The organism is Mesorhizobium sp. M0802, assembly GCF_040320115.1.
In the GTDB taxonomy this organism is placed as follows: Bacteria; Pseudomonadota; Alphaproteobacteria; order Rhizobiales; family Rhizobiaceae; genus Mesorhizobium.
Genome location: NZ_JAMYOY010000009.1, coordinates 64,826 through 83,071, shown reverse-complemented (window position 1 = coordinate 83,071; position 18,246 = coordinate 64,826). Strand labels below are relative to the sequence as shown.

At 62.8% G+C, this 18,246-nt stretch carries 21 protein-coding genes; 5 read left to right on the top strand and 16 right to left on the bottom strand.

Annotated elements, in window-relative coordinates; translation table 11 throughout:
* Window positions 1–113: 113 nt before the first annotated feature.
* The 13 genes from NKI10_RS14845 to NKI10_RS14785 all read right to left on the bottom strand — a co-directional run bounded on the left by NKI10_RS14845 (window position 114) and on the right by NKI10_RS14785 (window position 11,105).
* Window positions 114–1,331 carry an MFS transporter gene (locus tag NKI10_RS14845; protein WP_352860678.1) on the bottom strand — a complete coding sequence of 406 codons (1,218 nt, stop codon included), beginning with the start codon at window positions 1,329–1,331 and terminating at the stop codon, window positions 114–116.
* Complete coding sequence (gene nusB, locus NKI10_RS14840) at window positions 1,328–1,828, bottom strand: transcription antitermination factor NusB (RefSeq protein ID WP_023669355.1); 501 nt, start codon at window positions 1,826–1,828, stop codon at window positions 1,328–1,330. Before nusB ends, NKI10_RS14845 begins: the two co-directional genes overlap by 4 nt.
* Window positions 1,825–2,319, bottom strand: coding sequence for a 6,7-dimethyl-8-ribityllumazine synthase (ribH, locus tag NKI10_RS14835; protein WP_023669354.1), 495 nt, complete (start codon window positions 2,317–2,319; stop codon window positions 1,825–1,827). Before ribH ends, nusB begins: the two co-directional genes overlap by 4 nt.
* A 94-nt stretch (window positions 2,320–2,413) precedes the next feature.
* Complete coding sequence (locus NKI10_RS14830) at window positions 2,414–3,031, bottom strand: riboflavin synthase (protein WP_023815664.1); 618 nt, start codon at window positions 3,029–3,031, stop codon at window positions 2,414–2,416.
* A 1-nt stretch (window position 3,032) separates the two neighbouring features.
* Entirely contained in the window at window positions 3,033–4,163 is a 1,131-nt protein-coding gene (ribD, locus tag NKI10_RS14825) for a bifunctional diaminohydroxyphosphoribosylaminopyrimidine deaminase/5-amino-6-(5-phosphoribosylamino)uracil reductase RibD (protein WP_352860676.1), read from the bottom strand.
* Between the two features lie 2 nt (window positions 4,164–4,165).
* The gene (gene nrdR, locus NKI10_RS14820) at window positions 4,166–4,660 is read right to left on the bottom strand and encodes a transcriptional regulator NrdR (RefSeq protein ID WP_352860674.1); all 495 of its coding nucleotides are present in this window, start codon (window positions 4,658–4,660) and stop codon (window positions 4,166–4,168) included.
* 138 nt (window positions 4,661–4,798) lie between these two features.
* Window positions 4,799–5,383, bottom strand: a complete 585-nt coding sequence (locus tag NKI10_RS14815) for an invasion associated locus B family protein (RefSeq protein WP_023689508.1) — start codon at window positions 5,381–5,383, stop codon at window positions 4,799–4,801.
* An 80-nt stretch (window positions 5,384–5,463) separates the two neighbouring features.
* Complete coding sequence (gene glyA / locus NKI10_RS14810) at window positions 5,464–6,777, bottom strand: serine hydroxymethyltransferase (RefSeq protein WP_023669349.1); 1,314 nt, start codon at window positions 6,775–6,777, stop codon at window positions 5,464–5,466.
* A 171-nt stretch (window positions 6,778–6,948) separates the two neighbouring features.
* The gene (locus NKI10_RS14805) at window positions 6,949–7,095 is read right to left on the bottom strand and encodes a hypothetical protein (RefSeq protein ID WP_023705070.1); all 147 of its coding nucleotides are present in this window, start codon (window positions 7,093–7,095) and stop codon (window positions 6,949–6,951) included.
* Window positions 7,096–7,298: 203 nt separating this feature from the next.
* Window positions 7,299–8,552 carry a L,D-transpeptidase family protein gene (locus NKI10_RS14800; RefSeq protein WP_023693255.1) on the bottom strand — a complete coding sequence of 418 codons (1,254 nt, stop codon included), beginning with the start codon at window positions 8,550–8,552 and terminating at the stop codon, window positions 7,299–7,301.
* Window positions 8,553–8,929: 377 nt separating this feature from the next.
* Complete coding sequence (ldtR, locus tag NKI10_RS14795; RefSeq protein WP_023672997.1) at window positions 8,930–9,445, bottom strand: transcriptional regulator LdtR; 516 nt, start codon at window positions 9,443–9,445, stop codon at window positions 8,930–8,932.
* A gap of 203 nt (window positions 9,446–9,648) precedes the next feature.
* Complete coding sequence (locus NKI10_RS14790; RefSeq protein WP_023689511.1) at window positions 9,649–10,071, bottom strand: DUF6163 family protein; 423 nt, start codon at window positions 10,069–10,071, stop codon at window positions 9,649–9,651.
* Complete coding sequence (locus NKI10_RS14785) at window positions 10,068–11,105, bottom strand: enoyl-CoA hydratase/isomerase family protein (RefSeq protein WP_352762228.1); 1,038 nt, start codon at window positions 11,103–11,105, stop codon at window positions 10,068–10,070. Before NKI10_RS14785 ends, NKI10_RS14790 begins: the two co-directional genes overlap by 4 nt.
* A gap of 263 nt (window positions 11,106–11,368) precedes the next feature.
* On the opposite strand from NKI10_RS14785, the gene NKI10_RS14780 reads away from it, so the two are divergent.
* Window positions 11,369–11,704, top strand: coding sequence for a pyridoxamine 5'-phosphate oxidase family protein (locus NKI10_RS14780; protein WP_352860672.1), 336 nt, complete (start codon window positions 11,369–11,371; stop codon window positions 11,702–11,704).
* 174 nt (window positions 11,705–11,878) lie between these two features.
* A complete protein-coding gene (gene hemB / locus NKI10_RS14775) occupies window positions 11,879–12,934 on the top strand; it encodes a porphobilinogen synthase (RefSeq protein ID WP_027049604.1) in 1,056 nt (351 codons plus the stop codon).
* Window positions 12,935–12,936: 2 nt separating this feature from the next.
* Here hemB and NKI10_RS14770 read toward each other — a convergent pair whose 3' ends face one another.
* Together NKI10_RS14770 and NKI10_RS14765 are read right to left on the bottom strand one after the other, a co-directional pair.
* Window positions 12,937–13,701, bottom strand: coding sequence for an imm11 family protein (locus NKI10_RS14770; protein WP_352860670.1), 765 nt, complete (start codon window positions 13,699–13,701; stop codon window positions 12,937–12,939).
* 142 nt (window positions 13,702–13,843) lie between these two features.
* The gene (locus NKI10_RS14765) at window positions 13,844–14,170 is read right to left on the bottom strand and encodes a DUF1330 domain-containing protein (protein WP_023673003.1); all 327 of its coding nucleotides are present in this window, start codon (window positions 14,168–14,170) and stop codon (window positions 13,844–13,846) included.
* Between the two features lie 176 nt (window positions 14,171–14,346).
* Between NKI10_RS14765 and NKI10_RS14760 the strand changes: the two genes are divergently transcribed.
* Together NKI10_RS14760 and NKI10_RS14755 are read left to right on the top strand one after the other, a co-directional pair.
* The gene (locus tag NKI10_RS14760; protein WP_023682403.1) at window positions 14,347–15,042 is read left to right on the top strand and encodes a winged helix-turn-helix transcriptional regulator; all 696 of its coding nucleotides are present in this window, start codon (window positions 14,347–14,349) and stop codon (window positions 15,040–15,042) included.
* A gap of 109 nt (window positions 15,043–15,151) precedes the next feature.
* Window positions 15,152–15,796, top strand: a complete 645-nt coding sequence (locus tag NKI10_RS14755; protein ID WP_023727512.1) for a dihydrofolate reductase family protein — start codon at window positions 15,152–15,154, stop codon at window positions 15,794–15,796.
* 228 nt (window positions 15,797–16,024) lie between these two features.
* On the opposite strand, the gene ppk2 is transcribed toward NKI10_RS14755, so the two are convergent.
* Window positions 16,025–16,945: a polyphosphate kinase 2 gene (gene ppk2, locus NKI10_RS14750; protein WP_023697457.1), complete on the bottom strand. Its 921-nt coding sequence runs from the start codon at window positions 16,943–16,945 to the stop codon at window positions 16,025–16,027.
* 243 nt (window positions 16,946–17,188) lie between these two features.
* On the opposite strand from ppk2, the gene NKI10_RS14745 reads away from it, so the two are divergent.
* Window positions 17,189–18,232 (top strand): aldo/keto reductase, encoded by a 1,044-nt coding sequence (locus NKI10_RS14745; RefSeq protein WP_023697458.1) that lies wholly within the window; start codon window positions 17,189–17,191, stop codon window positions 18,230–18,232.
* The last annotated feature ends 14 nt before the right edge of the window (window positions 18,233–18,246 follow it).

Genomic DNA, 18,246 nt, shown 5'->3' with positions numbered 1-18,246 from the left:
TCGGGGCACACGGTTTCATAACAATGAGTACAGACGCAATAATTTTGTGCGGTCGCCGCGATTTCGGCCGCCGCCATGCTGACACGTCGTGCCAAGCCAAAGATAGAACCGGATCAGGCGCGGGCTTTGCGCGATCCGGTCAGTTTGAGCGCGCCAAGGGCGACGAAACACAGGGCGACGACCGGGAAAACCAGCCAGTTCAGCATCTCCCAGCCCCAGGCATTGTAGATGGCGCCCGACATTAGCGAGGCGAAGGCGACGGAGCCGAACAGGACGAAGTCGTGGAAGCCCTGCACCTTGCTCTCTTCGGACGGATGGTAGCTGTCGGCGACCATGGAGGTGGCGCCGATGAAGGCGAAATTCCAGCCGAGGCCAAGCAGGATCAGCGCCGTCCAGAACTGCCACAAATGCAGGCCGGACAATGCCACCGCGGCGCAGCCGATGAGCAGGACCAGGCCGGTTGCGACGATGCGTTCGGCGCCGAAGCGATGGATCAGTGATCCGGTGAAGAAGCTCGGCGCAAACATCGCCATCACATGCCAGGAAATGCCGAGCGTGGCGTCGTCCGTCGACAGGCCGCAGCCGACCATGGCCAGCGGCGCGCCGGTCATGACGAAACTCATCAGCGCATAGCTGCCGACGGCGCAAAACAGTGCTGCGACGAAACGCGGCCGGCTGACGATCTCGGACAGCGGCCGGGCGTCGCTTGACGCGACTTCCGCGTGGCCGGGAGCCTTGGCCGGGATGCGCAGGAATGACAGGATGATGGCGCCGGCCGCCGCCAGAACCGGAATGGCCACGAACGAGCCGGCAAACATCACCGGCGCCAGCAATTCGCGGGTGAAGATGACGATCTGCGGCCCGAGAATCGCGGTGATGACGCCGCCGGCCAGCACGAAGGAAATGGCGCGCGCCTTGAATTCGGGCGGAGCATTATCGGCGGCGGCGAAGCGGAACTGCTGGACGAAGGCGCCGCCGACGCCGATCACCAGCAGCGCGAAAGCGAACAGCCAGAAGCTGGCGTGGAACAGAGCCAACGTGGAGATGACGCCGCCAAGCGCGGTGACGATGGTGCCGGTCATGAAACCGCCGCGCTGGCCGAGCCAACGGATGATGGCCGCGGCCGGCAACGCGCCGAGCGCCACGCCGATGTTGAAGCCGGTGATTGGCGCCGTTGCCAGCGACTTATCGGGGCCAAGCAGATATTGCCCGGCCAGCCCGCCCATGGAAATGGCAATCGGCGCGGCCGAACCGATAATCGCCTGCGACGTCGCCAGGATAATCGCCGTGCGGCGCGCGTCCCGTGCTGCGCCGGCGACGGTGCCGGTCACAATGCGTCCTTGCCGCGCCCCTCGCCCCGCACCCGGCGCGACACACGGTCGAGCACGGCGTTGGTCAGCTTCGGCTCGTCTTCCTCGTAGAAGGCCTTCGCGATGTCGACATATTCCGAAACGATGACGGCCACCGGCACGTCGTCGCGCTTCATCAGTTCGTAGACGCCAGCGCGCAGGATGGCGCGCAACGTCGAATCGAGTCTGGACAGCGGCCAGTCTTCCGTCAGCGCCTGGCGTATGATCGGATCGATGGTCGTCTGGTTCTCGACGACGCCGGCCAGGATGGCGCGGAACCACTGCGCGTCGGCCTCCCGATAAAGCGCGCCGTCGACTTCCTTGCCGAGCCGGAACGCCTCGTATTCGGCGGTGATCTCGAAGACGCCGCTGCCGGCCACGTCCATCTGGTAAAGCGCCTGCACGGCGGCCAGACGGGCGGCGCCACGCTTATTGGCATGGCGTGTCGCGGGCTGGCCGGGCGAAGCGGGTTCGCTCACGATTGCGCTCCCAGCTTCTCCTTGAGCGCGATCATGGTCAGCGCCGCGCGCGCGGCAAAGCCGCCCTTGTCGCCCTCCGAGCGCTTGGCGCGCGTCCAGGCCTGCGCGTCGTTCTCGGTGGTCAGGATGCCGTTGCCGATCGCAATCGCTTCCTGCACCGAGAGATCCATCAGCGCGCGGCTCGATTCATTGGCGACGATGTCGAAATGATAAGTGTCGCCACGAATGATGGTGCCGAGCGCGACAAAACCATCATAGTCCTTGCCGCCCTCGCCCATGCCGTCGAGCGCAAAAGTGATCACTGCTGGAATTTCCAGCGAACCGGGAACGGTGATGACGTCATAGGTCGCGCCGGCTTCGTCGAGCGCGCTCGTCGCGCCGTCGAGCAGCGCGTCGGCAAGATCGTCATGAAAGCGCGCCTCGATAATCAGAAGGTGGGCCTTCTTCTTCGGGCGAATGAACGCTTTGCCGTGTTGGGATGTGCCTGCCATGAATGTCTCCGGGGGTACCGGTGACTTAGGCTGAAGCGGTCACATTCGCAAGCTTTGTCCGACGCTCAGGCCCGGTCTAATTTCCCAGGGGGGCTCAAAGCCCCTCTTTCACCGCCTCGACCAGTCGCGCGGCGTAGCGGGCCATGGTGTCGATCTCGAGGTTGACCTTGTCGCCCACCTTGCGCTCGCCCCAGGTCGTCACGGTCAGCGAATGGTGGATCAACAGCACGTCGAAACGGGCGCCTTCGACCTTGTTGACGGTAAGCGAGGTGCCGTCGAGTGCGACGGAGCCTTTTGGGGCAATGAATTTTGCCAGTTCGCGCGGCGCCTCCAGCGTGAAGCGAACGGCATCGCCTTCATCCTTGCGCTCGATGATTTCGGCCATGCCGTCGACATGGCCCGACACGATGTGCCCGCCAAGTTCGTCGCCGATCTTCAGTGCTCGCTCAAGATTGACCTTGGTGCCTGATTTCCAGCCCGACGCCGTGGTCAGCCTGAGGGCCTCTTCCCAGGCTTCGACCTCGAACCAGCGTGCGTTGGACCCGCCATCTGGCAGCGCCGTCACCGTCAGGCAGACGCCGCCGCAGGAGATCGAGGCGCCAATAGCGATGGTCGCGGGATCATACGCGGTGTCGATGCGCAGGCCGACGCCTTCGCTCAGCGGCTTGACGGCCGCGACGGTGCCGATATCGGTGACAATTCCAGTGAACATTTCAGATATCTCTCACCCATTCGGCATAGCTGTCTTCCGCGAAGCGCATCTCGCGCAATTTGCGGAAGCCTGCCGGGATATGGTTGGCGTCGATGGGCGATGCAATGCCGCCCTCGCCGATCGCTTCCGGTCCCTGGAACAGCACGATGCGGTCGACCAGTCCTTCGGCGAGGAAGGCGCTGGCTACCTTGGCGCCGCCTTCGACCAGAACGCTGGCCATGCCGAGCGCGCCGAGATCCTCGAGCAGTTCCGGCAAGGCCACGCCGCCTTCATGGGTTTCGGTGCCGATGAAGCGCACGCCGGCACGCTCCAGCACCGACCGCCGCAGCGGATCGGCCCCCAGGCTCGCGGCGACATAGAGCGGCACTCGGTCGGTGCCGGAGACCAGCTTCGAGGCTTCCGGCAGCCTGATCTGGCGGTCGAGCACGATGCGCGCCGGCGAGCGGTTCTCCAGCCCCGGCAGCCGCACGGTGAGCGCCGGATCATCCTCCAGCGCCGTGCCGATGCCGACCAGTATGCCATCGGCTTCGGCGCGCATCAGATAGACTTCGCGGCGGGCGACATCGCCGGTGATCGCGACCTGGCCGGCGCCGTGCCTGCCGATCTTGCCGTCGCTGGAAAGCGCAAGCTTCAGAATCACTTCCGGGCGCTTTTTCAGGGACCGAATCAAATAGCCGGCCATCTGCTCGGCGGCTTCCTCGGCCAGCACCTTTTCGACCACTTCGATGCCGGCGGCGCGCAGGATGGCATAGCCTTTGCCGGAGACGCGCGGATCGGGATCGCTGGCGGCGCCGACGACCCGCGCCACTCCGGCATTGACCAGCGCGTTGGCGCAAGGCGGGGTGCGGCCATGGTGGGCGCAGGGCTCCAGCGTGACATAGGCGGTGGCACCGCGGGCCAACTCGCCGGCTTCAGCCAGCGCCTCGGTCTCGGCATGCGGCCGGCCGCCAACAGCGGTGACGCCGGTGCCGACGATCATCGGCCCGGCGCCATCGTCGCGAACGATGATGGTGCCGACCGAAGGGTTGGTCGAGGTGCGGCCGGCATTTCGGCGCGAGAGTCTCAGCGCTGCCGCCATGAAACCGCGATCGAGAGCCTGCTGATCGGCCTTCCCTGACGTTTGGGTTGCCATGCTCAGCCGGCGTCCTCTTCGCTCTTCAGCTCGTCGCCCTTGAGCTCGTCGCCTTTGAGCTCACCCAGCACATCGTGGAAATCCTTGGCCTCACGGAAATTGCGATAGACAGAGGCGAAGCGGACATAGGCGACGTCGTCGAGCGACTTCAGCGCTTCCATGACGAGCCGGCCGACCTCGCCCGAGGCGATTTCAGTCTCGCCGGAGCTTTCGAGCTGGCGCACGATGCCGGTGACGGCGCGGTCGATGCGCTCGGGATCGACATTGCGCTTGCGCACCGCGATCTCCACCGAACGCAAGAGCTTGTCGCGGTCGAACGGCACCTTTCTGCCGGACTTCTTGACCACCACGAGGTCGCGCAACTGGACGCGCTCGAAGGTGGTGAAACGGCCACCGCAATCGGGGCAAACGCGCCGCCGGCGGATCGCGGCGCCATCCTCGGCGTGGCGCGAATCCTTCACCTGCGTATCTTCGGACTGGCAATAGGGACAGCGCATGGAGAGCCTTCGGGTTGGCGATTCTGGCGGAACGATAGGCTTAGAGGTTTTTGCCGGGACGGCAAAGGTTCGGCAACGGCCGCTCGCGCCCTCAGAGATAGCGAGGCGGGAGGAAAATTGCCAGCCGCGCCAGATATGTCAGGGGGCGACGTCCTTGGTCGGGAAGCCGCAGGACGTTCCGAGGTTGCGGTAGGCCTTGGTGAAGCCATCCATCGGGATGCTGGCGACAGCCTGCTTGCCGAACGTCACATCGAGCGAGATGACCTGGCGCATGGCCCGCAACAAAGCGAGACTGGTCTTGGCCTGGTTGTCGACGGTCCAGCTCGGGCGGCCGGCATCATTGGAATAGACGGTCGCGGAAACCTTGACGCCGGGGTCGCCAAAGGTCGCGGCGATCTTCTTGCCGGTCGGCAGCTCCTTGTTGGCGATGGTGAACATGATCGCCGGATAGGCATCGGGCGGCAGGGCGTCGCCAGTCGAGATCGAAAGCGTCAGCGTGCCGGCATTGCCGTTGCCGTCGACAAAGGCTGTCGAGGCCGCACAGGTCTTGTGCGAATCCTGGCCGGTGTCGAGCGCATCGATGATGGTGGTCCACCTGCCAAAGGTGTTGGTGGCCGGGATATCCGTGCCCGGCTGCGTCTGCTCCTGGGCTATCGCGCCTGACGCGGTGAAAGCGGCAAGCGAGCCGATGAAGGCCAGAACGGCAGGACGGAACATGCGCATCGTCAGATCTCCAACAGGCCGCGCCGCCCGGACAGCAAGCGGCGCAGAGCGCGGGATAAAAGACGAAGCGCCGCTGGTGGTCAACCGAGATAGGGATAGAGCGGGAAACGATCGGTCAGCGCCACGACCTTTGCCTTCACCGCCGCCTCGACCGCCGCATTGCCTTCGTCGGAATTGGCGACCTTCAGCCCGTCCAGCACTTCGGCGATCAGCTTGCCGATCTCGCGGAACTCGGCCTGGCCGAAGCCGCGCGTGGTGCCGGCCGGCGTGCCCAGACGCACGCCAGAGGTGACGAAAGGCTTTTCCGGATCGAACGGGATGCCGTTCTTGTTGCAGGTGATGTTGGCGCGCCCGAGCGCTGCCTCGGCGCGCTTGCCGGTGGCGTTCTTGGGCCTGAGATCGACCAGCATCAGATGGTTGTCTGTGCCGCCGGAGACGATGTCGAGGCCGGTTTCCTTGAGGCTCGACGCCAGCGCCTTCGCGTTGGCGGCGACACTCTCGGCATAGAGTTTGAAGCTCGGCTTCAGCGCCTCGCCGAAGGCGACCGCCTTGGCGGCGATGACATGCATCAGCGGCCCGCCCTGCAGGCCGGGGAAAACCGCCGAGTTCATCTTCTTGGCGATGTCCTCGTCATTGCACAGGATCATGCCGCCGCGCGGGCCGCGCAACGATTTGTGCGTGGTCGTGGTCACGACATGGGCGTGCGGCAGCGGTGACGGATGCACGCCGCCGGCAACCAGGCCGGCGATATGGGCCATGTCGACCATCAGATAGGCGCCGACCGCATCGGCGATCTCGCGAAAGCGCTTCCAGTCCCAGATGCGCGAATAGGCGGTGCCGCCGGCCAGGATCAGCTTCGGCTTGGTCTCATGCGCGGTCTTTTCGATCGCGTCCATGTCGAGCAGATGGTCGTCCTTGCGCACGCCGTAGGAAACGACCTTGAACCATTTGCCGCTCATGTTGACGGGCGAGCCGTGCGTCAGGTGGCCGCCGGAATTCAGGTCGAGGCCCATGAAGGTGTCGCCGGGCTGCAAGAGCGCCAGGAAGACCGCCTGGTTCATCTGGCTGCCGGAATTCGGCTGGACATTGGCGAAGTTGCAGCCGAACAGCTTTTTGGCGCGCTCGATGGCGAGTTCCTCGGCGACGTCGACGAACTGGCAGCCGCCATAATAGCGCTTGCCCGGATAACCCTCGGCGTATTTGTTGGTCATGATCGAGCCCTGCGCCTCGAGCACGGCGCGCGAAACGATGTTTTCCGAGGCGATCAGCTCGATCTCGTGACGCTGGCGGCCAAGCTCGTTGCGGATCGAGCCGAAGATCTCCGGATCGGCATCTTCCAGCGTGGTTTCGAAGAAGGATTCGAACTTGTTCGACGCTGCCGCTGCAGTTGCCATGGCCTGAAATCCTTCGGTTCGGGGCATTTATCTATGCATATCGTTGCCCCGAAACCGCTGCACGGTTCCGGGCGACATGCATTGCCGCGCCATTAACACAGTTGTTTTCGCCTCGCCACGTTTGCAGCGCGAAATTTGCTGGCCGGATTGCGCCAGAGCGGCCCTGTACCGCTATTTTCGCTCCTGCCGCCCCTGCAGCAAGGCTTCGGTGAGCGTGATCTCGGTAAACAGCGCCCGCGCCGTATGGTCGTTGATCGCGCCGCTGCTTAACATGTCGCGCACGGCGATGCGCTCGGCCTCGATGCCGGCAGGCCGCATTTCGAGCTCCAGCCGCCCGGCTTCGCGGGCCTCTGCCCGGGCGTCGTCGGCCTCGTCCGAAGTGGCGATTGGGCGCCGGTAGCCGGCGACGATGTTTTCGGCGGCGGCAAGCCTGGCGCATGGCCGGCGCCACCAGCCCCGCCTCGTGGGACTTCGAACGGAAAGGCCACTTGCGGTGGCCTTTCCTGACTGAGATCAGCCGCTTAAAGCGAAGAGGTGATCTGCAGTTCGCTGGCGCCATCGAGCGCGTAGACGTCGTCGCGGAACTGCACGACTCCCGAACCCGTCGACCAGGCCGACACATAGAGGAAGTGGACCGGGACCGGGTTGACGACCTGCACCGGCGTGTTCTCGCCGGTCTTGATGGTCGCCTCGAAATGCTGGCGGTCCCAGCCGGGTGTGTCGCGCAGGATCCATGTGACGAGGTCGCGCACGTTCTGGACACGCACGCAGCCCGAGGAATCGAAGCGCATCATCTTGCCGAACAGGCTTTGCTGCGGCGTATCGTGCATGTAGACGCCGTCGGGGCTGGGGAAGTTGATCTTCACCGAGGCCATGGCGTTGCCGGAACCCGGATCCTGGCGGAAGCGGTATTTTGCGGCATCATCCGTCGACCAGTCGACAGTCATCGGATCGACTTCGCTGCCATCAGGCGCAAACAGCCGGATGTGGCTGTCCTTGAGATAGTCGGGGTTCTTCCGCATCAGCGGAATGATGTCCTTGCGCACGATCGAGACCGGCGCGTTCCAGTAAGGATTGACGATGATCTCGTTGATCTTGGAATTGACCACCGGGGTCTGGCGGTCGATCTTGCCGACGATTGCGGTGTGGCGCAGCACGACGCGATCGTTCTCGACCGCCTCGATCTGTGCCGCCGGGATATCGACCAGCACATAACGGCTGCCCAGCGTGCCGGCCTTTTCGCGCAGGCGCTCCAGATTGGTCTGCAGCTGACCGAGGCGGATCTGCGCCGAAACGTTCATCGCCGCATAAGTGTACTTGCCCATGGCACCGTCGGCCGGCAGGCCATGGCGCGCCTGGAAGCGCTTGACCGCGGCGTCGACGTAGGAATCGAACGACGTCGAAATGCCGGCGCTCTGCGCCAGATCGCCCGAAACCATCAGCCGCTTGCGCAGCGGCACCACGTCCGGATCGTCGACGCCAAGCTGCAGCTTCTTTGTCGCCGGCACCTCGCCCCAGCCGCCCTGGGCGACGATGTTCTGATACTGCGCCACAGCCTGTTCGGTGAAGGCAACCGTCTGCAGGCTGAAGATCGGCAGCGTCGAGGCGACCTTGCCGCCTTCGGAGGCGCGGGCGTCGAACTGGTCGTCCCAATTGCCACGGTTCGAAGACTTCAGGATATCGTCGATCACATCCTGCGCGCTGGCGGCATTGGCAACCATGGCAACGGCGAGCGCGGAAGCTCCGGAAAGGAAAAAGCGGCGGCTGGTTCTCATGGACGTTCCAGACATTCTTGTCGTGTTTGGCTTGTAGCGTTTGGCTGTTGCAGCGTTCGGCTACGTGCTCGATGTTGGGCGTTATCGCCCGCACTCTAAAGTTGGCACTGTTAACAATTAGCCAACCATGACCTGCGTCACCTGGCCGTCAAAAGCGGACGGCGATGCGACCTTACAGGCGCGCGAACAGCTTTCGCCGCCGCATACCCACACCCTCGCTTCCACCGCGAATATGGCGGCAACGTGGCTTTGCGCCGAATTTGGAACGCCGGCGGCTCGAAAAGAAAAGGCCGGTGCTTTTCGGCACCGGCCTGTTGGCTGAGACTTTCCTCCGGCCGCGCTTCTTCCGGCGCAGCTGCTATTCAATGGCCCGCTGATTACATCCGGTAGGCGATGGTGTCGTTCCAGAAGCGGTCGAGGCGCTGCAGCGCGCGGTTCATCTGCTTGAACTCTTCGCTGTTGATGCCGCCGACCTGTTCGATCGAGCCGACATGGCGCTCATAGAGACCGGCGACGACTTCCGCCACTTCATTGCCCTTCGGCGTCAGCGAAACGCGGACCGAACGGCGGTCGATGCGCGAGCGCTGGTGGTTGATGAAGCCGAGATCGACCAGCTTCTTCAGATTGTAGGAGACGTTCGAGCCGAGATAGTAGCCACGCGAGCGCAGCTCGCCGGCGGTCAATTCGGAATTGCCGATATTGAACAGAAGCAGCGCCTGGATGGCATTGATGTCGGAACGGCCGTTGCGGTCGAACTCGTCCTTGATCACGTCAAGCAGACGGCGATGCAAACGCTCCACCAGCTGAAGCGATTCCATGTAAAGCGAACGGATAGCCTCGCGGCGATCGTCGGATACGTTGGCGGTCTTCGCCGCCGGACGCGAATTGATCATTGTCTTTGCCTCTCGTTTGTCGCCCTGGTGATTTTTTGTTTTTCACCTTGATTGCGACACTATCGAATACTCATAAAATTCGACTTAAACGCTAGGGCTAACAAGAGCTTACCGGTAATAGGTTTCGCAAGACGCTTAACGAACGGTCACCCGAGCAAGGATAATTAACCTAAAGATTTAGCCAATGGCTGCGGGGCGGCGTTTCAGGCGCGCGCGGGGCGCTTGCGCATCCAGATAACGACGCGGAAGGCGATGTAGAGCAGCGCCACCGCGGCATGCGAGAAGACGATCAGCGGCCGGTGGCCGTACAGATTGGGGAAGCCGGCATACATGATGGTCTCGGTCACCGCGCAGATGAACCAGATCACCGGGCCCCACGACGCCAGCATCCAGAGGCCGGCGGCGGCGAAGGGGAAGAACACGGCCAGCATCACCGCCACGACCTGCCAGTGCACCGGCATCAGGTCGAAGCGCCACAGCGGGCCGGGATAAAAGCCGATCAGCCGGATCCAGTACAGGATGCCGAACAGCAGGCAATAGCCCGCTATGACGCGCTGGAACCAGGCGAAGATGATCTCGACACCCGAGGGCTGCAGCACGATGCGCCGCGACGTGACCTCGCTCACAGTTCGAGCTCCCGTTCGAGCGGCGCGAAATAGGCGTCCACCGAAGCAGCGTCAACCTCGGCCAGGCTTGCCGGCCGCCATTGCGGCGTCGAGCCCTTGTCGACGATGGCGGCGCGGATGCCTTCATAGAAGTCGTGCCCGGCCAGCATGCGGTTGAGGATGCGGAACTCCATCTTCATGCAGGCTTCCATCGACAGCGTCAGCCCGGCGCTGATCTGGCGCCACGCGACATTGAGGCTGGTCGGCGAGCGGGTGCGGATGGTGGCCAGCGTCTTGGCGGCAAACTCGTCGGCGCCTGCCGCCCGCTCCAGGCTCTCGAGGATTTCGGCGAGCGAGGGTTGGGAAAAATGCCGGGCAATGGCTTCCAGCACCGGCTGGCCGGTCTCCCGCCTGGCCGGCACGAAAAAGCCGCGCAGCACCGATTCCGGATCGCCATTGGCGCAGAGCCGGTCGAGAAAGGCAGCCTGGTCGGCGGCCTTGATGGTGTGGGTGGCCAGGCCAGACCACAGCGCATCGCCATAGCGAATGCGGTTGCCGGTCAGCGCCAGATACATGCCGAAGCTGCCGCCAAGGTCGGGCAGAAGATGGCTGCCGCCGACATCGGGGAAGAAACCGATGCCGACTTCGGGCATGGCGAACTGGGCGTTCTCGGTCAGCACACGCTGCGAACCGTGGAAAGAGATGCCGACGCCGCCGCCCATAACGATCCCGTCGATCAGCGCGACATAGGGCTTTTTGTAACTGTTGATGCGGGCGTTGAGCCGGTATTCGTCGGCGAAGAACTCGACCGGCGGCTTTCCGGCGCGGGCCTCGTAGACGTGCATGATGTCGCCGCCGGCGCAAAACGCCCTGCCCTCGGCCTTGACGATGACGACATCGACGCCGGTATCGCGCTCAAAAGCGTCGAGCGCCTTGTCCAGCGCCTTGATCATGCGATGTGTCAGCGCATTGAGCGCCTGCGGCCGCGTCAGCGTGACGACGCCCGCCTTGCCCAACCGTTCGAAGCGGATCTCGTCGCCGCCGCCAAAATCCATCGTCAGAGAATCCCTCCCCGCGCCTGCGGGACTGAAGTGCTAAAGGTGGCGCATGGGTGCGTCAACCGGCGGGCGCGGTTTGGATTTTCGCAAGGGAACGCGACCGTGCTTTGCCCCCCGCAGAAAAGCGCGCAGAATTGCCGGGCGAAACAGCCTTTCTTCTGATGCAGGGACAAACGCATGACGCTTGAAACCGCAGCGCCGAGCCATGGCTGGGAGATGCGAAAAAGTTCGACCCGGATGATGTTCTCAGCCGCCCGCTGATGGCCAATCTGGCGACCGTGACGCCTGACGGCGCGCCGCGCAACGCGCCGATGTGGTTCATCTGGGAGGACGCTGCAATCTGGCTGCTCGGCTCGACCGGGGCAAGTGCTGTCAAACACCTCGAACGTGACCCGCGCTGCGCCGTGGAGATCGTCCATTTCGACAATGAGGCCGGCATCCTGCTGCATCTCGGCCTGCGCGGCTCCGCCACCATCGAGCCGATGGCGCCGAATCGCTTCAAACGGCTGCTGCACAAATATCTCGGCCCGGAGGCGACCTGGAACCGCTGGTTCATCGACAATGTCGCCGACATCGGCCATCGGACGGGCGCCTGATCCGGCTTGCCCCGAAGAGCATCTTCACCAACAATGTGTCGTTCTTCAAAACCGGCCCCGAGCTGGCGTGGCCGCCGAAGCCGTAAGCAGCGCGTTATCGACTGGCACAATCGTGTCGCATTGGTCAGCGGCAAGGCCTCGTGGTAAAAGCCGCCTCGACCCGGAGTTTTTGCGATGAACAAATTCACCCCCGCGACGAGCAACAAATTCGCGCCGGCAAAGCCCGGCGGTGCGCGCAGCGTCGACGAGATCACCGGCAGCCGCCGCTTGCGGCGCATGCGCAAGGCCGACTGGTCGCGCCGCCTGGTGCAGGAAAACCGGCTTACGGTGAACGATCTGATCTGGCCGATCTTCGTCATCGACGGCAAGAACACGCGCGAGCCGATCGCCGCCATGCCCGGCGTATTCCGCCTGTCGCTGGACCTCGCCGTCAAGGAGGCCGAGCGGGCCGCTAAGCTCGGCATTCCGGCGATCGCCACCTTCCCCAATGTTGAACTCAGCCTGCGCGACCTGACGGGATCGCACATCCTCGACCCGGAAAACATCATCAACCGCGCAACCCGCGCCATCAAGGACGCGGTGCCGGAGATCGGCATCATCACCGATGCCGCGCTTGATCCGTTCACCTCGCACGGCCATGACGGCATCTTGCGCGACGGCATCATCGTCAATGACGAGACAGTGGAACAGGTGACCGCCGCGGCCGTCATCCAGGCAGCGGCCGGCGCCGACATCATCGCGCCGTCCGACATGATGGACGGCCGCATCGGCGCCATCCGCGACGCACTCGACGCCAACGGTTTTTCGGATGTGGCGATCATGTCCTATGCGACGAAATTCGCCTCCGCCTTCTACGGCCCCTACCGCGAGGCGGTCGGCACCGCGGGCCTGCTCAAGGGCGACAAGAAGACCTACTATCTCGACCACGCCAATTCCGATGAAGCGGTGCGCGAGGCCGAGCAGGATATCGCCGAGGGCGCCGACATGCTGATGGTCAAGCCCGGCCTGCCCTATCTCGACATCATCCGCCGGCTGAAGGACGAGTTCCAGATGCCGACCTTCGCCTACCAGGTGTCAGGCGAATATTCGATGATCAAGGCGGCGGCCGCCAATGGCTGGATCGACGGCGAAAAGGCAATGCTGGAGAGCCTGCTCGCCTTCAAGCGCGCCGGCTGCGACGGCATTCTGACCTACTTCGCGCCGGAAGTGGCGCAAATGCTGAAGGGATAAATTCACTCCAGCACATAACTCTCTTTGACATTTCTTGTTTCGAAGTCCAGCCGACCACGCCCGCAAACCGACATGTCTTGGAACAAGTCGGGATTCTTGATGCCTGCTTCGACACAGGCTTCTCTCAATTTGGCGGTGCAAATGACGATGCCCATGTTCTTCTGTTTGAAGATATGCGCATCGCCAACAATCTCCTCCTTGAAATAGAAGCACGCGCCTCCGGCGCGGTCGTAGTGGACGCCTCCATTCTCGCCGATCAAAAGCCTAAACTTCGACGATTCGAGATCCACGGCATCAATCTTGCGAACAATGTCGCAAAGGTAGTGCTTTGGTTCGATCGGCTTTCCGCTCAAATAGAATACGTCGCAGTCGTTAAACACGACCCCATCGGGGTCGACTGACTGCAGAACTTCCTTCAGGCGCTCGGATACAAGCCAGTAACAATGAAAATCTTCTAAGTCTTTTGGTGGCCTGCAATAGTCTGTCGCTTCAGGCCGTAGCCTGGGCGTCTCCGGGTACTCAGGAAAGCCGTATCCCCCAAACTCCGTCGGCCCGAGCAGTATGCGGGATGGCGGCACCAAAGCTTGGGCGTTTTCCAGCTGAAGACAATGGGACCCGCCGCGATATGTCGGTCCGATCTGGAAGAATTTTCCATGTTTCTTGAATTTCGCCTCTTTGCGGAAAACCCGCTCTGGGACTTGAGCTGGCCTATTCTGCGGGCGGTTCCGGTTGGCAAACAGTTTTGCAATGAGTGAAATAATGGTCACGTGCGCGCCTGCTCAGTCTACCGACACTTTCGAGTTCAAGACTAAATCGCGTGAGAGTACCCGTCCACCTGCTTCGCGCCCGAAGTGGCGCAAATGCTGAAGGGCTAGCCGGAACCCGGACTTTCCGGGTTCCGGCTTTTCCTCACGCCTTTGGCAAATAAGGAATCGTTCCGGCGAGATCGGTATCGTCGATCAGCTGGAAGCGGCTGTCGCTGCCCTTCCGGCGCTCCGCCACAAACGGAGCGTATTGCGGATCGTTGGTGAAGGCTTCGGCTGCCTTTGCCGACGGAAACGCCATGATGGCGATCAGGCTGGTGTCGAGCGGCTTGCCCTCCAGCGTCTTCACATTGCCGCTGCGGGCGAGATACTTGCCGCCATGCTTGTGGACGAGGTCATGCACCGAAGCGGCATAGGCCGGCACCCATTTGTCGTCCTTCACCTTGATGTCTGCGATCACGTAAGCGGTCATTGTCCAACTCCTCATGGATCGGCACCGGACTGCCCGGTGACGTGACCGCTGCCTCGCATGGCGGCGCCGGACCGCTCCAGTCACAGAACTGTACCGGGGGTGCCAGTACAGCTTCTGTACTGGCTGAACTCAGGTTTTCTGAATAAGGTCCGGCAACATCTTTTGGAGCTCACCACATGACACAAGCCGGTTACAAGCAATTCTGCCCGCTCTCCATGGCCGCCGAGCTGCTCTGCACACGCTGGACCATGGTGCTGCTGCGCGAACTGGTGGCGGGATCGACCCGCTTCAACGATTTGCGCCGCGGCGTGCCGAAAATGTCGCCAACCCTTCTGTCGCAACGGCTCAAGGACCTCGAGGCCGGCGGCATCGTCGAGCGGACCGAGATCGCGACCGAGAAGGGCGTGTTCGAATACCGGCTGACCGAGGCGGGCCGGGATTTGCGCCCGGTTGTCGAGGCGATGGGGTTTTGGGGCCAGAAATGGGTCGAGGCCAGGCTGTCGCTCAAAAACCTCGATCCGTCGCTGCTGATGTGGGACATGCGGCGCAATCTGAACCCCAGTCCGCTGCCGGACGGGCGCACCGTGATACAATTCCTGTACCATGACCTGCCGGCGTCAAAACGATCGTGGTGGCTGATCGTCGAAAAGCAGGGCGAGGTCGATCTTTGCTGGTACGATCCGGGCTTCGACGTCGATCTCTACGTCTCGACCGATCTGTGCACCATGACCTCGATCTGGATGGGGCTGACGACAGTTCACAAGGAACGCGACAAGATCAGCCTGACCGGCGATCTCGACGTCGCCGGCAAGATGCAGATCTGGCTTGGGCTCAGCCCGTTTGCGGTGATGCCGAAGCGCGTGGCGGCTTGAGGTCCCTGCGCATTCCACAGATCGGCTTGCCTCTAAAATACTAGTTGCAAAATGCAATCAGTTTGAATACTGATTGCAAATCACAACTGGTCATCAAAGGGAGTCTTCCATGTCCAAACTCCGCGTCAATGCCTTCACCTTGTCGCTCGACGGTTTCGGCGCCGGTCCTGACCAGGACCTGCAAAATCCGCTCGGCGTTGGTGGCGAAGATCTGCACAAATGGATGACCGGCACCCGCACCTTCCACGAGATGGTCGGCAAGGATGGCGGCAGCACCGATGTGGACGACCGGTTCACCGTCCGCAGCTTCGACAATGTCGGCGCCTGGATCCTCGGCCGCAACATGTTCGGTCCAATCCGCGGCGAATGGCCAGACGAGAGCTGGAAAGGCTGGTGGGGCGACAACCCGCCCTATCATGTGCCGACCTTCGTGCTGACCCACTACGAGCGCGACTCCATTGTGATGGAAGGCGGCACCATTTTCCACTTCGTTACCGGCGGCATCCACGCCGCGCTCGAACAAGCAAAGGCCGCGGCCGGCGGCAAGGATGTCCGCGTCGGCGGCGGCGTTTCCACCATCCGGCAATATCTGCAAGAGAAGCTCATTGACGAGTTGCATCTGGCGGTGTCGCCGGTGTTGCTCGGGAGGGGCGAGAGCCTGTTTGCCGGGCTGGATATGCTGAAGCTGGGTTACCAGTGCACCGAGCAGGTGGCGACAGCGCTCGCCACGCATGTGACGATCAAGCGGGTGTAAGCCTCATTTGGGAAAATTGCGATCCGTCGCGCCCCCTCTGTCCTTCCGGACATCTCCCCCACGCCGGGGGAGATCGGATGTCGCGCCGGCTTTCGCCACTCATCAACGTAGCAAGAAGGGCGCCATCGGCGAAGCTGCCAATCTCCCCCCTTGTGGGGGAGATGTCCGGCAGGACAGAGGGGGGCGCGAAAGAATGCCGTCCTCTCGTGTCTTCAATTGCGAAGACGCTCAATACTTCTCCGGCACGTAAAGCTCGCGCGGCAGGACCTGGCGCTCGTACTCCGGGTTGAACACCCGCTCGGGCAGCGTGATTTCTTCGTGCGGCACGTCCTCATAGGGCAGCTGTTTGAGGAGATGGTCGATGCAGTTCAGCCGCGCCCGCTTCTTGTCGTTGCCTTCGACGATGTACCACGGTGCCTCTGGGATGTTGGTGCGGGCGAACGTCTCTTCCTTGGCCTTGGTGTACTGCTCCCAGCGCACGCGCGACTGCAGGTCCATCGGCGACAGCTTCCACTGCTTCATCGGATCGTGGATGCGCATCATGAAGCGCATCTGCTGTTCCTCGTCGGTGATCGAGAACCAGTATTTGACCAGGGTGACGCCGGAGCGGACCAGCATGCGCTCGAACTCCGGCACATCGCGGAAGAACTCTTCGACCTGATCGGGTTCGGCAAAGCCCATCACCCGCTCGACGCCGGAGCGGTTGTACCAGGAGCGGTCGAACAGCACGATCTCGCCGCCGGCCGGCAGATGCGGCACGTAGCGCTGGAAATACCACTGCGATTTTTCGCGCTCGGTCGGCGCCGGCAGCGCAACGACGCGGCAGATGCGCGGGTTGAGGCGCTGGGTGATGCGCTTTATGACGCCGCCCTTGCCGGCGGAATCGCGGCCTTCGAAAACCACCACCAGCTTCTTCTTGTGGTAGGCGACCCAGGACTGCAGCTTGATCAGTTCCGACTGCAAGCCGATCAGGTCGCGGAAATACTGCATGCGATCGATCGACGGCGGATGCGCGCTCTTGTAGATCTTGGCGATCTCCAGCGACAGCGCCGGCTCCGACATTTCCAGCTCATAGTCCTCATCGAGCGTGTCGGCGAGTTCGGCTTCCAGCCAATCCCTGGCCGGAGAATTCTGCTTTAACTCAGTCATTTCCACTGCTCCGCTTGCCGGCTGACATAAAACCCTGAGCCGACTCGATATAGGCCGGCAATGACGGTTTTATTGCAAGCCGCCGGCCAGCCGGTGATCACTGCAAACCAGCGAGCATTGCCGATCCATCGCCCTGGGATGGCGACAAGCCGCTCAAATTGTCCTACAAATGGCGGACCCGTTCGGGCTTCCCCGCCCTTTCCTGCTAAAACCGCCTCCCCACCAAAACTACGAGGATCTGACATGGAATACCGCACGCTTGGCCGTTCCGGCTTGAAAGTTTCGGCGCTGACCTTGGGAACCATGACCTTCGGCGGCAGCGGGCCGTTCGCTGCCGTCGGCAATTCCGATCTCGCGGAGGCCTCGCGCATCATCGACACTTGCATCGATGCCGGCATCAATCTCATCGACACCGCCAATGTCTATTCCAACGGTCTGTCGGAAGAGATCATCGGCGAGGCGCTGGGCGGCAAGCGCAAGAACGACGTGCTGATCGCCTCCAAGGCGCGCATGCGGATCGGCAAGGGCCCCAATGACGAAGGCCTGTCGCGCCATCATCTGATCCGCGAATGCGAGAAGAGCCTGAAGCGCCTCAGGACCGATGTCATCGACATCTATTTCCTGCACGAATGGGACGGCGCGACGCCGCTCGAGGAAACCATCTCCGCGCTCGACACGCTGGTTGCCCAGGGCAAAATCCGCTATGTCGGCTGCTCCAACTATTCCGGCTGGCAGGTCATGAAGGCGCTGGGCATCAGCGACAGCCAGCACCAGCCGCGTTTCGTCACCCAGCAGATCCACTACACGCTGGAAGCACGCGAGGCCGAGTATGAGCTCTTGCCGATCTCGGTCGACCAGGGCCTTGGCGTGCTGGTGTGGAGCCCGCTCGCCGGCGGCCTGCTGTCGGGCAAATACCGCCGCGACAGTCCGACGGCGCGCCAGATCGGCGGCTGGTCGGAACCGCCGATCCGCGACGAAGACCGGCTCTGGCGGATTGTCGACGTGCTGGTCGATATCGGCGCGGCACGCGGCCTTTCGGCGGCCCAGGTGGCGCTGGCCTGGCTGCTTGGCCGGCCGGCCGTCAGCTCGCTGGTGATCGGGGCGCGCAACGAAGCCCAGTTGAAAGACAATCTCGCCGCGGCAAGCCTGACGCTGTCCTTTGATGAACGCCAGCGTCTCGATGCCGTCAGCCGGCCGCCGGTGCTCTATCCCTACTGGCACCAGCAGTTTACGGCGAAGGACCGCTTCGGCCCGGCCGATCTGGTTATGGACCGCAGCGTCATCTGACTTAAGGGCGCCGG

Coding starts and splice junctions, on each gene's coding strand:
- NKI10_RS14805 (WP_023705070.1), bottom strand. CDS start 7,095: ATGCGGCCTGCCGGCATCGAGGCCGAGCGCATCGCCGTGCGCGACATG.
- hemB (WP_027049604.1), top strand. CDS start 11,879: ATGAACAAATTCACCCCCGCGACGAGCAACAAATTCGCGCCGGCAAAG.
- NKI10_RS14785 (WP_352762228.1), bottom strand. CDS start 11,105: ATGGATTTTGGCGGCGGCGACGAGATCCGCTTCGAACGGTTGGGCAAG.
- ribD (WP_352860676.1), bottom strand. CDS start 4,163: ATGGCAACCCAAACGTCAGGGAAGGCCGATCAGCAGGCTCTCGATCGC.
- nrdR (WP_352860674.1), bottom strand. CDS start 4,660: ATGCGCTGTCCCTATTGCCAGTCCGAAGATACGCAGGTGAAGGATTCG.
- NKI10_RS14760 (WP_023682403.1), top strand. CDS start 14,347: ATGACACAAGCCGGTTACAAGCAATTCTGCCCGCTCTCCATGGCCGCC.
- NKI10_RS14765 (WP_023673003.1), bottom strand. CDS start 14,170: ATGACCGCTTACGTGATCGCAGACATCAAGGTGAAGGACGACAAATGG.
- NKI10_RS14815 (WP_023689508.1), bottom strand. CDS start 5,383: ATGCGCATGTTCCGTCCTGCCGTTCTGGCCTTCATCGGCTCGCTTGCC.
- NKI10_RS14745 (WP_023697458.1), top strand. CDS start 17,189: ATGGAATACCGCACGCTTGGCCGTTCCGGCTTGAAAGTTTCGGCGCTG.
- glyA (WP_023669349.1), bottom strand. CDS start 6,777: ATGGCAACTGCAGCGGCAGCGTCGAACAAGTTCGAATCCTTCTTCGAA.
- NKI10_RS14755 (WP_023727512.1), top strand. CDS start 15,152: ATGTCCAAACTCCGCGTCAATGCCTTCACCTTGTCGCTCGACGGTTTC.
- NKI10_RS14780 (WP_352860672.1), top strand. CDS start 11,369: ATGGCCAATCTGGCGACCGTGACGCCTGACGGCGCGCCGCGCAACGCG.
- ppk2 (WP_023697457.1), bottom strand. CDS start 16,945: ATGACTGAGTTAAAGCAGAATTCTCCGGCCAGGGATTGGCTGGAAGCC.
- ldtR (WP_023672997.1), bottom strand. CDS start 9,445: ATGATCAATTCGCGTCCGGCGGCGAAGACCGCCAACGTATCCGACGAT.
- NKI10_RS14800 (WP_023693255.1), bottom strand. CDS start 8,552: ATGAGAACCAGCCGCCGCTTTTTCCTTTCCGGAGCTTCCGCGCTCGCC.
- ribH (WP_023669354.1), bottom strand. CDS start 2,319: ATGGCAGGCACATCCCAACACGGCAAAGCGTTCATTCGCCCGAAGAAG.
- NKI10_RS14830 (WP_023815664.1), bottom strand. CDS start 3,031: ATGTTCACTGGAATTGTCACCGATATCGGCACCGTCGCGGCCGTCAAG.